Here is a 13078-nt window from a genome sequence, read left to right as displayed (position 1 = left end):
GGGTCCAGTTTCTCACGGCTCGCCGTCGACAGGTCGGGGCCGGGTTGTCGGCGCTCGTCCCAGGGTCGGCCTGTCGGGGTCGAGGACATCGCGAAGCGAACCAGTTGCCTCGTCGCGAGCTCGGCGTGAATCCGTGTGGGCACGGACGACCAGATGTGCAGTGGCCACGACGATCGACACCACGAGCAGTGGGAGTGCACCGAAGGACAGCAGCAGCCAGAAGTCGGCCCAATTTGCGATGCCCACGAAGATCAACACTGCCATCGCGGGTACCACAAGTCACGACACCCAGATGCGCAGCGCCCACGCCGCGATCAGCGGCGGCGTCATCAACAGCAGAGCCAACACGACCGGCCTGCCCGGACCCAGCGCGGTGAAGACCGAATCCTCGCAGGTTGCGCCAGGGCGCGCATCGTAGACTGACAGCTCGCCACCCTTGCTGCAGCCCAACGTCACCTCGCCGACCTGGATGAAGCCGCAGTACATGGCGTAGGCGGCCGCCGCCACGGCAGCCACGATCCACACCACTCGTATCGCACGCACCACGCCAACTTATAGCGTGAAGACTGTGAGCCCCGAGACCTTCACCGCCGACGGCGTCGTTGCAGATATCTACCGTCCGGACACGCACCCGCGCGCCGTACTGGTGCTGGCGCACGGCGCGGGCGGAAACCGACAGACCGCGATCATGCGGGCCTACGGCACGGAGTTCAGCGGCCGTGGGGTCTTCGTCGCGTGCATCGACCTGCCGTACCGGCAGCGCAGACCGAAGGGACCGCCGAGCCCATCGGGTGCTGCCGGCGATCGGGACGGGATACGCGCGGCGGCGTCGCTGTTCCGTTCCGAATCCGACGGCTCGCTCATTCTCGGCGGACATTCCTACGGGGGTAGGCAGGCCTCGATGGTCGTTGCAGAGGATGGCGACACCGTTGACGCGGCGGGTCTATTGCTCTCGTCCTACCCCCTGCATCCCCCTGGTAAACCCGATCGCGCGCGTACTGATCACCTCGGCGACATCACGGTTCCGACAGTGATCGTGCACGGAGCGTCGGATCCCTTCGCGACGACCGAGGAGATCACCGACGCCATCGCGCTCATTGCCGCGCCGACGCGGCTCGTCGAGATCGCGAAAACCGGCCACGATCTGAAACCCGACAAGAAGCCGACTGCTCAGCTCGCGGCCGACGCCGTCGACGAACTGATTCTGAACGGGTCGACCCGATGACGAGCCGGACGCAGGCACGCCCCACCCATGAGGCGGCGCGCGAGATCGTCTACTCCCCCGACCTCGACGGCGCGGCCGATCCCGGTGAGATCGTCTGGACCTGGGTGCGTTACGAGGACGATCCGAGCAAGGGCAAGGATCGTCCGGTGCTGGTCGTCGGACGTGACCGCGGCGAAGAGCACACGCATCTCCTCGGCCTGATGCTCTCGAGCCAGGACTACCACCGCGAGGACCCGAACTGGATGGAACTGGGGACCGGCGTCTGGGACGACGAACACCGCGACAGCTACATCCGTCTCGACCGCGTGTTGTACGTCCTCGAACACGGAATTCGACGCGAAGGCGCAATCCTCGACAAACAACGTTTCGACGCCGTCGCCGAACGACTGCGACGCGACTACGGCTGGCGATGAGTCGCCGATACCGCTGATCGCCGACACGCCTTGGGGCGAGCACGTTCACAACTACCGAATCTGGGCACCCATGTCAGCCCGCTCGACCTATTAAGCCCCGGTTCACTTACGCGAGGCGCCACGCCGTAAGCACCGAGGACGACGAGGATCGACGCATCGAATTCATGAGATCCCGTGTCGCGGCCCAGACACGACCGCAGGATGTCCTGGCTCCCATCACCACTGCCGACAGCGAAACCGAAGCACGCGCAGCATTGATGCACCTCCTCGACGTGACCGAGGTCGCCGCAGAGTCGATCTTGGCGACGCCTATCGGCCAGTTCCGACACGACCACACTGTCAGTGACCGTCACACTCTTGAAGCAATGGAGCAGCAGTACCGGAGTCGATGACCCGGACTTCTGCGATTGCGCGGCGATCGACATCGAGACCTGAAAGACCGCAATTCTCTGTGAGAATTCCTTGTCGGTGGCTGGTCGTAGAATGGGCTCAAACGTTCGATCCAGTCGCCGGGAGGGGGTGTGGGGTGTCGATCGAATCGGTGGGACCGGGCGCAGATTCTGTGGCGGGAGAAGATGATTCGACGCCCGATGCTGATCTGTCGGATTGGGCAACCGGCGTGCCTACAGCTTTGCTCGGTGGCATCGATCCGGCCGCTCCGGATGGTTCGGACACGGTTGCGGTGTTGGAGGGTCTGACCCGGTTACGTTGTGGGGAGGCGTTTGTGGTGTGGGCGCGGTATCAGTCGATCGGGGTCCTCTATGACCGGCTGGTCGTCGAGCGTGCCGAGTGTGATGGCCTGATCGTGGATGGTTTCGCCGATGCCGCAGCACGCATTTCGGGAATCTTCGCGGTATCGCGGTCGCAGGCTGAACGCATGATCGACGAGGCGATCGTGTTGCGTGATGATCTGCCGCAGGTGTTCGGCTGTCTGCGTGAGGGGATCGTGTCGATCGACCAAGCGCGGCTGGTGATCTCACGCACCGACCTGGTGCGTGGGCCGGGCACGGCTGCGGAGGTGGTGGCGGCAGTGGATGAGCAGATCGCGACCACGCTGCGCACACGGCGCGGGTCGTGGAAACGACCGCGCCTGCGCGACATGGTTGATCGGATCGTGTTCCGCCAGGATCCGGATGCGGTGCGTGAACGCCGCGAGCGTGCGTTGGACAAACGAGGTGTGTTCACCGACAACTGTGGTGACGGGGTTGGGGAGATCACCGCGGTGATGTCGGCGGAGAACGTGCAAGTAGCGGTCGCTGCGGTACGACGCCTGGCCGACGCGGTATGTGACGGTGATGGTCGGACGCGTCAGCAACGCGCCTCGGATGCGATGTTCGCGCTTTTGAGCGGTTCACGGTTCGAATGCGCCTGCGGCAGCATCGAGTGCACGGCGGCGATTCCCGAACCGGGCACCGTGCCGCCGGCTGATCCGCGGTTCGTCATCCACGTCGTGTGCAACGAGGCCGCACTCGGCGCACCTGAAGTACTTTCCAGTACAGCCGAACCCGCCGACAGCACCGCGGAGTCCGGGGCTCGTCGCGCGGATTCTGTGGCGAGTGAAGCAGAGACGGTCAAGGGTGTCGATGGTGACGGTGAGTCCGAGAGCGGCGATGGGCCGGGCACCTGGACGGTGCGGGTCGAGCGTTCGCGCCCGGACGTGTCGCCCGAGGCTGTGCCGGTGGGGTTCATGGATGGGTACGGCATCATCTCCGCCGAACACGTGCGGGATATCGCCGCCCGCCCGGACGCGGTGATCCACCGGGTCGTTCCGATCAACACGCCTGAGAACGCTGACGGCACCTTCACCCTGCCCGCACACGGCGTCGACCCGTACCGGCCATCCACCGCACTCGATGAAGCGGTGCGGTGCCGTGACGGCTACTGTGTCGATCCCGGCTGCAGTCGTTCGGCATGGACCGCCGATAACGATCACGTCGCCGAATACGACCACCACACGCCGGATGCTGGTGGGCCCACCAGTTACGAGAACCTCAACACGAAATGCCGGTACGGGCACATCCAAAAAACGTTCGGCAACTGGGTCGATGACCAGTACCGCGACCCGGCCACCGGCCGACTGGTTACCGAATACGTCACCCCGGAAGGCTTCGTCATTCCCGGTGACGCCGAAACCTTCGAAGACACCTTCCCCGGCCTCCGCCGACTCCGCTTCACCCCACCAACCACCGGCGACCCACCACCCCGACCACCAGCAACCCCACCACCGCAGGCCTCACCGCGCCACCGAACACGCGCGGCGAACAAGCACGCCCGCCGCCGCGCCGAACGACACCGCAACCGCCAACGACGCCTCACCCGCAACACCGACAAGCCTCTCATCGACGACACAGCCGGACCACCACCGTTCTGACGACGGCACTACTCGTGCACGTCAGGCCAGTCGGGTGATCTCGACGACGACGTCGAGATCGGTGGCCTTGCCTCCGGTGTAGATGCCCTTGAGTGGCGAGACATCGGAGTAGTCGCGCCCCACACCGACCGAGACGTGCTGCTCGGTTATCGGGGTGTCATTGGTCGGGTCGTAGCCCCACCAGCCACCGGTCCACACCTCGATCCACGCGTGGCTCTGCCCCTCGACCGTCTTGTCGATCTTCGCGTCGGGTTTGGGATGCAGGTACCCGGAGACGTACCTGGCCGGCACACCGAGACTGCGGAGCATGGAGAGACTGACGTGTGCGTAGTCCTGGCACACTCCCTTGCGCTCATTCCACGCGTCGACAGCGGTGCTGTGCACACCGGTGGTCCCGGGCACGTACTCCATCTCCTCGTGCACGAACTTACAGATGGCTTCGACGGCAGCTTCGGGTTCGAGTCCTTTCGCGATCCGCCGCGCCGTCGTTCCAAGCCGCCCGTTCTTGGGCACATAGGTTGTGAACGAAAGCATTTCGTCGTAGCGGTCGGCGACATACTCGCTCTGTAATTCCTCCCAGGTCACCGCCTTGTCCGGCCCCGGGCGCTCCCCCGCCTCGGTCTCGACCACCGACATACCCGATACTTCGAGCTCCTCATGCGGGGCGTGGAGGTCGAATGCCGTGACAGCGGTACCCCAATAATCGGTGTAGCGGTACGCACGGGTTGCGGGCACAGTCTCGACTCGGTTGACGATCACGTTCTGCCGGGTGTCACTTCGGGGAGTCAGTCGCGCCTCATTGAACGATGAGGTCACCGGGCTCTGATACGCGAACCCCGTCGAATGCACAACTCTCAGACGCCAGCTCACAGTTCACTCTCCTCGATGAAGTGGTCTTCACCGTCGCTGACCCGGGCGTCGGCCCATGAAACATACGGCGACACATGGAAATACTGGGCGGTGACCGCTTCGTTCACCGCGCGGCAGGTGTCCTGCAAATCAAGTAACCGCTCCTGGAGCCCCTCGAGCAACCGTCCCGGTTCGAGGAACTCGAGCGAACTACGCGCCCGCCCGAGTATCAACAGCGCCTCGGCCTGTTCGCCGACGCGGCTGGGCCGCTTCTCAATCTCGGCGAGATTCTGCTCGGCGACCCGCAGCGCGTGGAACACCGACCGCGGAAACAGCCTGTCCAACAACATGAACTGCACGATGTTCTCCGCGTCGAGGAGACCACGATAGGTGCGCAGATACGTGTCGTGAGCCCCCGCAGACACTAGAACATTCACCCACGCGGGCGAGTTGATGGTGTCGTTGGCGCGTGACAGGAGCATGCGGATGGTCATGTCGACACGCTCGACGGACCGACCCAGAAGAAGGTAGCGGTACCCGTCGTCATGGCTCATCGTCGCATCGGCGAGTCCCGCGAACATCGCAGCCCGGTTCTTGACGTACGAGAGGAATTCATGAGGGCCCAATCGACGCCCGCGACGCTCCGCTTCGGCGAGTCCGTTGTAGGTCGTGTTCAGACACTCCCACATCTCGCTCGACGTGACTTCCCGTGCACCCCGGGCGTTTTCCCGCGCAGCGCGAATGAGGTCGACGACCGACCCCGCAGAGCCCTTCGCGTAGGCGACGTGCTCGGTCAGTGCCCACACATCGAGGGGTTCGTCGGTGTCGGGGACCTCGAGGCCGAGAACCGCGATGACCATGCGGACGGCACCGTCGACGTCTGCGGACGTGTCCTCGAGTAGTTGGTGGATCGCCACGTCGAGCAGACGTGCCATGTCGTCGGCACGTTCGACATATCGGCCTATCCAGTACAGCGATTCGGCATTGCGGGCCAACATCATCGGCGATCACCGCCCGTGCTCTGGGTCATGGACGTGCCCTGACTCTGCGTCATCCCGTGCATGCTCTGGGTCTGCGTCGACGAGCCGAGGCCCTGCTGTTGTTGTTGCGTTTGTTCGAAGACAGGATCTGGTGCGCTCTCCGCGGGCCGTGCCGCCTTGGCTGCGCTGGACGTCACGACCTTGCCGCCACCGAGTTCACGCTCGCTCTGAGTTGCCCTGCTGGCGAGCACCCACGTGTCCTTCGATCCACCGCCCTGGCTCGAATTAACCACCAGCGAACCTTCCGGTAGCGCTACACGGGTCAGGCCGCCCGGCAGCACCCAGACCTTCTCGCCATCGTTGACCGCGAACGGCCGGAGGTCGACATGTCGAGGCCGTAGCGAGTCCCCCACCTTTGTGGGCACCGTCGACAACTGCACAACAGGCTGCGCAATCCATCCGCGAGGGTCGTTGCGGACCTTGCGGGCCAATGTGTCCAACTCGGCCTTGGTGGCGTCGGGCCCGAAGACGATGCCGTACCCACCCGACCCTTCAACCGGTTTCACGACGAGTTCATCGATCCGGTCGAGCACTTCCTCACACTCCTCGGGTAGCCAGCAGCGCAGCGTGTCGACGTTGCCGATGATCGGCTTCTCACCGAGGTAGTAGTTGATGATTTCCGGCACGTAGGTGTAGATGAGCTTGTCGTCGCCCACCCCGTTACCGACTGCACTCGAGATGACGACGTTGCCTGCGCGCGCAGCGTTGAGCAGACCTGCCACCCCGAGCATCGAATCGGGACGGAACTGCATGGGGTCGAGGAAGTCGTCGTCGATACGTCGATAGATCACGTCGACGCGCTGCTCGCCCTCGGTGGTGCGCATGTACACGACGTTGTCGCGACAGAACAGGTCGCGACCTTCGACGAGTTCGACGCCCATCAGCCGCGCGAGCAGCGAGTGCTCGAAGTACGCCGAGTTCGCGACGCCCGGCGTGAGCACGACGATGTTCGGGTCAGCCTCGTTGAACGCGGCCGAGGCGCGCAATGCGCGCAGCAGGTGACTCGGATAGTCGGCGACTGGGCGCACCTTGTGGGTGGAGAACAGGTCCGGGAACACCCGCGCCATGGTTCGACGGTTCTCCATCACGTACGACACACCCGACGGCGACCGCAGATTGTCCTCGAGAACCCGGAAGTCACCGTTGGCATCACGGATCAGGTCGATGCCTGCCACATGGATGCGAACACCGTTGGGAGGACGGATGTTTGCGGCCTGGCGGTGGAAGTGCTCACAGGAGTGGACCAGCCGCTTGGGCAGGACGCCGTCGCGGAGAATCTCCTGCTCGCCGTACACATCGTCGAGGAAGAGTTCGAGCGCCTGGACGCGCTGCGTGATCCCCGCCTCGAGCTTGTTCCACTCGGATGCCGAAATGACCCGCGGCACAACGTCCAACGGAAATGGCCGCTCCATGCCCGACAGCGAGAATGTGATGCCCTGGTCGATGAACGCACGGCCGAGTGCATCGACCCGGGCTTCGAGGTCGGCGCGATCGGATTCGGCCATGACCTTGAAAATGCCCCGATACGCTGGCCGCACCTCGCCGTCGGCGTCGAACATTTCGTCAAAGGCCTTGCCGTAAGGCCCCTTCGAATAGCCTTTGAAAATGCCGGTGTCGGTCGGCGCTGTCTCGCGAACCACCTTCGCCTTACCGCCCTTGACGGACTGTCCCGAGTCGGAGCCCTTCCCGTTGGCCGACTTGGCTCCGTTGGCGGACTTCGACGACGAGGGTGCGGACTTGCGCGCTGCCTTCTTGGCTGGCGCTCCGGTTGACGCGGGACTCATAGACACACATGGTGCCTCACTTCAGGCCGCTCGGCATGACGTCTGCTCAGGCGCGTCGCACATCTCTCATCACCGCCGGTGCAGTACAACCGATCGGCGAATGGGGCCACAGGCCCTCGGCCGCTAGCCGAGCCTGCGCCGCACCGACACCATTCGTCGCCCGACACGACGCACGACGTTCGCTGCGCGCGTCTGCATGCGAGCCCTCGACTCCGGATACGGCATTGTCTTCGCGACACCCGCAACCGCGTCGAGCGACGCGTCGAGGATCTCGTCCACGGTGGGAGGTCGGGAGTCGTCGCCCGCCGTCCTATCCACCGCGAGATCGCCGAGATCGCCGGTCACCGGGTATCCGGCGGCTCGCACGGCGTCGACCATGGCCTCCGCTTCGTCGGCAACCCAGGCGCGCTGCTCTGTCGAGAGCCCAAGCGGAGTACCACCCTTCTGCTCGAAGAGCACCTTCGCAATGATGTGTCCCTTCACCACGCGCTCATATCTGTCCCAGTCGATGTCGTCGGGTTGCAGGCGTGAGTTCAGACGGCGCAGGAACTCTGCCTGTGCGGCCGACAGTGACGTGTTGTTGGTCGGGACGTCGATGGTCATGGGGGCCGGATCGACGTCGAGCACGGACAAGAAGCGCTCCCACAACGACGACGCGCCCGTTCCCGGCCTGGCCACGGTGACCAGATGAGCCCTGTCGGGTCCGACGAACTTCGCCCACCGGCCGAGGATGCCCACGTAGTCCTGGAATTCCCAGAAGGGCTCCTCCTCCATGTCGCCGCCCCACGATCCCGTTCGACGTGGCGCGTTCCGCCGCACCGACGTCACGAAGTCGTCGAACGATGCCAGACGCTGGTTCTTGACGTTCTCCTGCCACACAGACGGCAACTGGCGGGCGAGGTCGCGCACGGTCACGATCACGTGGACCTCATCGGCGAACGACAGATCGTTCACCAGAGACTCGATCTGGTCGTCGCGCGCTGTCGCAAACAACTCGTGCGACACCAGCGACTTCCCCGGCCATGCCCGCATCTGCGAGACCATCGTCGGCCAGCTGTTGGCACACGCCGGATCGACCCAGTCGAGATATCTGTCGGGCTGCAGGTGTGTGGCGGCGTGAAAGTGATCGGCCATCTCGTTGCCCGGGTAGAGCAGACCCGAGTCGCGAAAAGCGAGGTCGCGGTTCCACCACAAGCGATCCTGGAGATGAGTGGTGCCCGTCTTGGGTAATCCGACGTGAACATAGACAACTGACATGATGTGTCGAGCCTAGATCCGGACATCCCGAACAGGTGTATCCCGGCGCGCCGTCCCACCGATTCACAGGAGATCGATACCGGAACGGGCGCAGCCATCCGACGCCACGGATTTGGGACCCCCGTTTCCGGCTGGTAAAGTAGACCGCTGTCGCAGAGTCGACGGTTGGCAGAGGCTGCCCGCTCGTTTGACCTGCTCAGAGACACACACCCAGCAACAACAACTGATAGGTACACACGCGTGGCAAACATCAAGTCCCAGGTCAAGCGGAACCGCACCAACGAGATCCGTCGGCAGCGCAACCAGTCGGTGAAGTCCTCGCTGCGCACCGCGATCCGCAGCTTCCGCGAAGCTGTCGACGCCGGCGACAAGGACAAGGCCGCTGAGCTCGGACAGTCGGCAAGCCGCAAGCTCGACAAGGCAGCCAGCAAGGGCGTCATCCACGCCAACCAGGCTGCCAACAAGAAGTCGGCCATCGCTGTGGCCGTCAACAAGCTCTGAGGTAACCCCTTCCGGCATGCGCCGGAGTCGACGAGTCCGAGCGCGCCCCGGCCACATAGCGGGTCGCAGCGCCGACCGTCGTCCCACACGAGCGAACTCACCCCGGCGACTTCCACGCGGTCGCCGGGGTGAGTTGCGTTGCCCAGCGACGGTCAGCGTCGACGCGAGGTGGGGCGCAGGGAGGCGACGGCATCGACTGCGTGCAGCAGGGCGTAGTCGGCGTCTGCGGCCTGCCCCTTCACGTCACCGTTGAGCCCGGCGACCACAACGACAGCCTGCGCGATCGACGACGAATCCCAGGCTCGCGCCTGCGACTGCACCTTCTTCACGCGCGATGGCGGCATCCCCAGCTCCGACGCTGCGGCGTACTGATCCATCGATCCGATGCCGCGCACCCTGGCGATGGCATGTACTGCTTCGGCCAGCGCGTCGGCGAGCAGAACTCGGGGTATGCCGTGATGCACCGCCCAGGCCAGTGACTCCAGCGCACCGGAACGATCGCCGGTAACTGCCTTGTCGGCGACCTCGAAGCCGGTGACCTCGGGGCGACCCTGGTAATAGAGCCGAACCGCATCACGATCGATCTTCCCGCCGGTGTCTGCGACGAGCTGACTACACGCGGCAGCGAGCTCGCGAAGCTCGGCACCGACTCCCTCGACCACCTGCTCGACGACGTCGGCACTCACCTTGACACCCAACTCGCGAAACTCCTTGCGGACAAAGTTCATCCGCTCCGACGGCCACCGCGGCGCCGCACAGTCGTGTTCGACGGCACCGGCCTTGCGCAGCTCGCCGAGCATCGACTTCGCGCGCCCGCCTCCGGAGTGGATGACCATCAGTGTGATGCCGTCGGGCAGTTCGCGTGCCGCCTGGGCGATCAGTGCCGCCGGCTCCTTACCCGCCTCGGCTGCAGATTCGACGACGACGACGCGGTCCTCGGCGAACAGCGACGGACTGAGTAGTTCGGCAAGTTCGTGCTCACTGACGTCGCCCGCGCGCACCCGCGTCACCGGAATATCGGCACCGACTTCTTTCGACAGACCACTCGTCACACCAGATATCACTCGTCCGGTGAGGAAATCGTCGTCTCCGAGGAGAAGATGCAGGCGGTCGGTCACGCCACTCATGGTGCCAGACGTCCCCGACACCGCGTCCGGGCACCGATGACTCGTCGTGTGGCGCCCGTCTCGCGCACTCGGCGTCCCACGCACCCGATCGCACGCGAGCGGATCAACGTCACACCACCAACGGTGCACACCATGACCAGTGCCATCCCGCGCACCCCATCGGGGATATCGATTGCCGCCCATCTCAATCCGCCCAACCACCGGGCAACGGCCAGCATCCACCACAGCTCCGGCGCAGTCGCACGCAGTAACAATTGTGCACATACCGATCCAACGTCACCCGCCATTCCGATCAGCGCAGCCAACGTCCCCATCACACTGATCACGCCGACAACCGGCGCCACGACGACATTCGCCAGCACGGACACCACATTGAACATTCCGCTGATCAACGCGATCACCGGTGCCGTCACGATCTGCGCAGCAATCGCAATGGCGAGAACCTCAGCCAGGACCGGCGGGACTCTCCACTCACGCAGCCTGTCTCGAACACCAGGCGCCACAAGCACCAAACCAGCAGTGGCGACCACCGACAACGCGAAACCCGGCGAGCTCGCAAGCTCCGGCCACCAGAGCAGACCTCCGATCACCGCCACACCGAGCGCAGGCAACGCACGAGCGCGTCGCGTCGACAACAACGCGAGCAGCCCGACACCACCCATCATCGCCGCCCGCACGACACTCGGCGATGGCCTGACCAGAATCACGAACCCGACGATCACAACCATCCCGCACACGGCGGCGACTCTCGGCGACGCTCCCGCCAACCTGATAGCGACCATCGCCGCCCCACACACCAACGCGAAATTTGCCCCCGACACCGCGGTCAAGTGACTGAGGCCCGCAGCCTTGAACTCATTCCGCACCGTCTCCGACAACGAACTCTCGTCGCCGATCACCAGTCCCGGCAGCAATCCCGCCGATTCCCCGGTGAGCGCCTCCGCCGAGTTCTGCTGCAATCTCGCCCGCACGACGCCTGCTACGCGTTGCAGCGGCGGGGGTCGCCCAAGCAGCGTCGGTGATCCCGACGCGGTCAGCCGCGCGACCGTCAGGTCGCCGCCGCGCGGGGCGCGGACGCTCACCAATACGCGCAGACGCTGACCGGGCAGTAACCCCGCCCACCCCGACGAGCGCGCGATGACATCGGCGGTACCGGAATGAACTCGCCGCTCCCCGACCGCGAGCACGGTCACCCGTGTCGTCACCTGACCTCGTTGGGCCGGACCGAAGTTGCGCGGGTCATGGCGGATCGACATCGTGACCGTGGCCTTGCCCGACATTCCGAACAGCGGGTGCGTGTCGCGCGTCTCCAGACGTAGCCAGAGGGCGCATGCGCACGTGACCGCCATCCCCGCTCCGAGAATCACGACACCGATGACCTGCCAACTCACACACCACCGTCTTCGCACGAAAAGACCTGCGGCGCAGATGGTCACGCCGAGTAGCAGCACAACGGGCATCGACCACGTCGGCCCGCGCAACCCGAGCAGGGTGACCGACCACACCACGAGTGCCGGGGTGACCAGTCGGAAGTCCACGCCGCATCAACCCACGGTCACGAGATCACGCAGCTTCGCCAGCCGTGCCGGCCCGATACCGTCGACCTCACCGAGTTGATCGACCGACGTGAACTTTCCGTGTTGGGCACGCCACTCGATGATGGACTTGGCCGTCACCGGCCCGACGCCCGGCAGCGTGTCGAGTTGCTCCGCGGTTGCGCTGTTCAGGTCAACCTTGCCGGTCGCAGCCCCGGAGCCGGTCGAACCTGTTGTGTCAGTGCCGGACTCGGATGTGGTGCCGGAGTCGGGCGATGCCACCGGTGCACCCCCTCCGCTCCCCGCGGCCACCACCGCGCTACGCAGCGATAATTGACCATCCTTTCCCGCATAGCCGACGAGAACCTGGTCTCCGTCGTTGAGGACCTGGGCCAGATTCAACGACGTCGTGTCTGCCCCCTGACGCGGGCCGCCCGCGCGCGCGAGCGCATCGGCCACCCGTGATCGCGGCGCAAGCCGCACGAGGCCGGGCTTGCGCACCAATCCGACCACGCTCACCACCATCTGCGCCTGCACAACCGTCGACTCACCAGGAGTACCCGTCTGCGCCGCACTCGCCGACCTGTCGACGCCACCGGAACCGGTCGCAGACGACGGCCCGGCGGATGCGGGAAAGGCTACGGTCGGCACGACGTCGTCGCTGCGAAAGAGTCCGAAACCGGCCACTACGCACGCGATCACCCCCACCAGGATCAGAGCGATCGCGCCGGCGGGCGCGACCGCGAATCGGTAACGCGGACGGTTCTCCTCGTCCTCGTCGATACCGACGTCCTCCGGCGCGTCGTCGTAATCGGCGAACGGATACGCGTGCTCGCGGTGGTCGGGATCGAATCCGCCGGGGTCGGATCCAACCCCGTTCCGCCCCCGATGTTGCCGCTCAGCACCAGGGGCAAGCCATCCCGGTGTCGTGGCGATTCCCCAGTCATCCCGCACCGAATCGTCCGACTGGCGCCCG

The 13078-nt window shown here is 65.1% G+C and carries 14 protein-coding genes; 5 read left to right on the top strand and 9 right to left on the bottom strand.

The window, feature by feature from the left end:
* Positions 1–12 precede the first annotated feature (12 nt).
* Both GOACH_RS23210 and GOACH_RS23205 read right to left on the bottom strand, forming a co-directional pair.
* Positions 13–264: a hypothetical protein gene (locus GOACH_RS23210; protein WP_052004108.1), complete on the bottom strand. Its 252-nt coding sequence runs from the start codon at positions 262–264 to the stop codon at positions 13–15.
* A 15-nt stretch (positions 265–279) separates the two neighbouring features.
* Positions 280–543, bottom strand: coding sequence for a hypothetical protein (locus GOACH_RS23205; RefSeq protein ID WP_157227943.1), 264 nt, complete (start codon positions 541–543; stop codon positions 280–282).
* 16 nt (positions 544–559) lie between these two features.
* Between GOACH_RS23205 and GOACH_RS22460 the strand changes: the two genes are divergently transcribed.
* From GOACH_RS22460 to GOACH_RS22445, 4 genes are all read left to right on the top strand, one after another.
* On the top strand, positions 560–1225 hold the full coding sequence (locus GOACH_RS22460; protein ID WP_005180490.1) for an alpha/beta hydrolase family protein: 666 nt from the start codon (positions 560–562) through the stop codon (positions 1223–1225).
* Positions 1222–1638, top strand: coding sequence for a type II toxin-antitoxin system PemK/MazF family toxin (locus GOACH_RS22455; protein WP_005180486.1), 417 nt, complete (start codon positions 1222–1224; stop codon positions 1636–1638). Before GOACH_RS22460 ends, GOACH_RS22455 begins: the two co-directional genes overlap by 4 nt.
* Before the next feature lie 164 nt (positions 1639–1802).
* Positions 1803–2030, top strand: a complete 228-nt coding sequence (locus GOACH_RS22450) for a hypothetical protein (protein WP_005180481.1) — start codon at positions 1803–1805, stop codon at positions 2028–2030.
* Between the two features lie 134 nt (positions 2031–2164).
* Complete coding sequence (locus GOACH_RS22445) at positions 2165–4009, top strand: DUF222 domain-containing protein (RefSeq protein ID WP_005180478.1); 1845 nt, start codon at positions 2165–2167, stop codon at positions 4007–4009.
* A 21-nt stretch (positions 4010–4030) separates the two neighbouring features.
* On the opposite strand, the gene GOACH_RS22440 is transcribed toward GOACH_RS22445, so the two are convergent.
* The 4 genes from GOACH_RS22440 to GOACH_RS22425 all read right to left on the bottom strand — a co-directional run bounded on the left by GOACH_RS22440 (position 4031) and on the right by GOACH_RS22425 (position 8939).
* Complete coding sequence (locus GOACH_RS22440; protein ID WP_005180477.1) at positions 4031–4879, bottom strand: transglutaminase family protein; 849 nt, start codon at positions 4877–4879, stop codon at positions 4031–4033.
* The gene (locus GOACH_RS22435; RefSeq protein ID WP_217999530.1) at positions 4876–5856 is read right to left on the bottom strand and encodes an alpha-E domain-containing protein; all 981 of its coding nucleotides are present in this window, start codon (positions 5854–5856) and stop codon (positions 4876–4878) included. Before GOACH_RS22435 ends, GOACH_RS22440 begins: the two co-directional genes overlap by 4 nt.
* Positions 5856–7682 carry a circularly permuted type 2 ATP-grasp protein gene (locus GOACH_RS22430; protein ID WP_174320863.1) on the bottom strand — a complete coding sequence of 609 codons (1827 nt, stop codon included), beginning with the start codon at positions 7680–7682 and terminating at the stop codon, positions 5856–5858. Before GOACH_RS22430 ends, GOACH_RS22435 begins: the two co-directional genes overlap by 1 nt.
* A gap of 123 nt (positions 7683–7805) precedes the next feature.
* On the bottom strand, positions 7806–8939 hold the full coding sequence (locus GOACH_RS22425) for a hypothetical protein (protein ID WP_005180472.1): 1134 nt from the start codon (positions 8937–8939) through the stop codon (positions 7806–7808).
* A gap of 240 nt (positions 8940–9179) precedes the next feature.
* On the opposite strand from GOACH_RS22425, the gene rpsT reads away from it, so the two are divergent.
* Positions 9180–9440, top strand: a complete 261-nt coding sequence (rpsT, locus tag GOACH_RS22420; RefSeq protein WP_005180469.1) for a 30S ribosomal protein S20 — start codon at positions 9180–9182, stop codon at positions 9438–9440.
* Positions 9441–9592: 152 nt separating this feature from the next.
* On the opposite strand, the gene holA is transcribed toward rpsT, so the two are convergent.
* The 3 genes from holA to GOACH_RS22405 are packed head-to-tail and all read right to left on the bottom strand — an operon-like array spanning position 9593 to position 13056.
* A complete protein-coding gene (gene holA / locus GOACH_RS22415; RefSeq protein ID WP_005180466.1) occupies positions 9593–10567 on the bottom strand; it encodes a DNA polymerase III subunit delta in 975 nt (324 codons plus the stop codon).
* Complete coding sequence (locus GOACH_RS22410; protein ID WP_005180463.1) at positions 10564–12105, bottom strand: ComEC/Rec2 family competence protein; 1542 nt, start codon at positions 12103–12105, stop codon at positions 10564–10566. Before GOACH_RS22410 ends, holA begins: the two co-directional genes overlap by 4 nt.
* 6 nt (positions 12106–12111) lie before the next feature.
* Positions 12112–13056: a ComEA family DNA-binding protein gene (locus tag GOACH_RS22405; protein ID WP_005180455.1), complete on the bottom strand. Its 945-nt coding sequence runs from the start codon at positions 13054–13056 to the stop codon at positions 12112–12114.
* Between the last annotated feature and the right edge of the window lie 22 nt (positions 13057–13078).

The organism is Gordonia aichiensis NBRC 108223 (assembly GCF_000332975.1).
Lineage (GTDB): Bacteria > Actinomycetota > Actinomycetes > Mycobacteriales > Mycobacteriaceae > Gordonia > Gordonia aichiensis.
The sequence above is the reverse complement of the archived record's forward strand: the minus strand, read 5'-3'. Positions and strand labels throughout refer to the sequence as shown.

Excerpts from the sequence above, each read along its gene's own strand:
- GOACH_RS22435 (WP_217999530.1), bottom strand. The coding sequence starts at position 5,856 with ATGTTGGCCCGCAATGCCGAATCGCTGTACTGGATAGGCCGATATGTC.
- GOACH_RS22450 (WP_005180481.1), top strand. The coding sequence starts at position 1,803 with ATGAGATCCCGTGTCGCGGCCCAGACACGACCGCAGGATGTCCTGGCT.
- GOACH_RS23210 (WP_052004108.1), bottom strand. The coding sequence starts at position 264 with ATGGCAGTGTTGATCTTCGTGGGCATCGCAAATTGGGCCGACTTCTGG.
- GOACH_RS22430 (WP_174320863.1), bottom strand. The coding sequence starts at position 7,682 with ATGAGTCCCGCGTCAACCGGAGCGCCAGCCAAGAAGGCAGCGCGCAAG.
- GOACH_RS22425 (WP_005180472.1), bottom strand. The coding sequence starts at position 8,939 with ATGTCAGTTGTCTATGTTCACGTCGGATTACCCAAGACGGGCACCACT.
- holA (WP_005180466.1), bottom strand. The coding sequence starts at position 10,567 with ATGAGTGGCGTGACCGACCGCCTGCATCTTCTCCTCGGAGACGACGAT.
- GOACH_RS22455 (WP_005180486.1), top strand. The coding sequence starts at position 1,222 with ATGACGAGCCGGACGCAGGCACGCCCCACCCATGAGGCGGCGCGCGAG.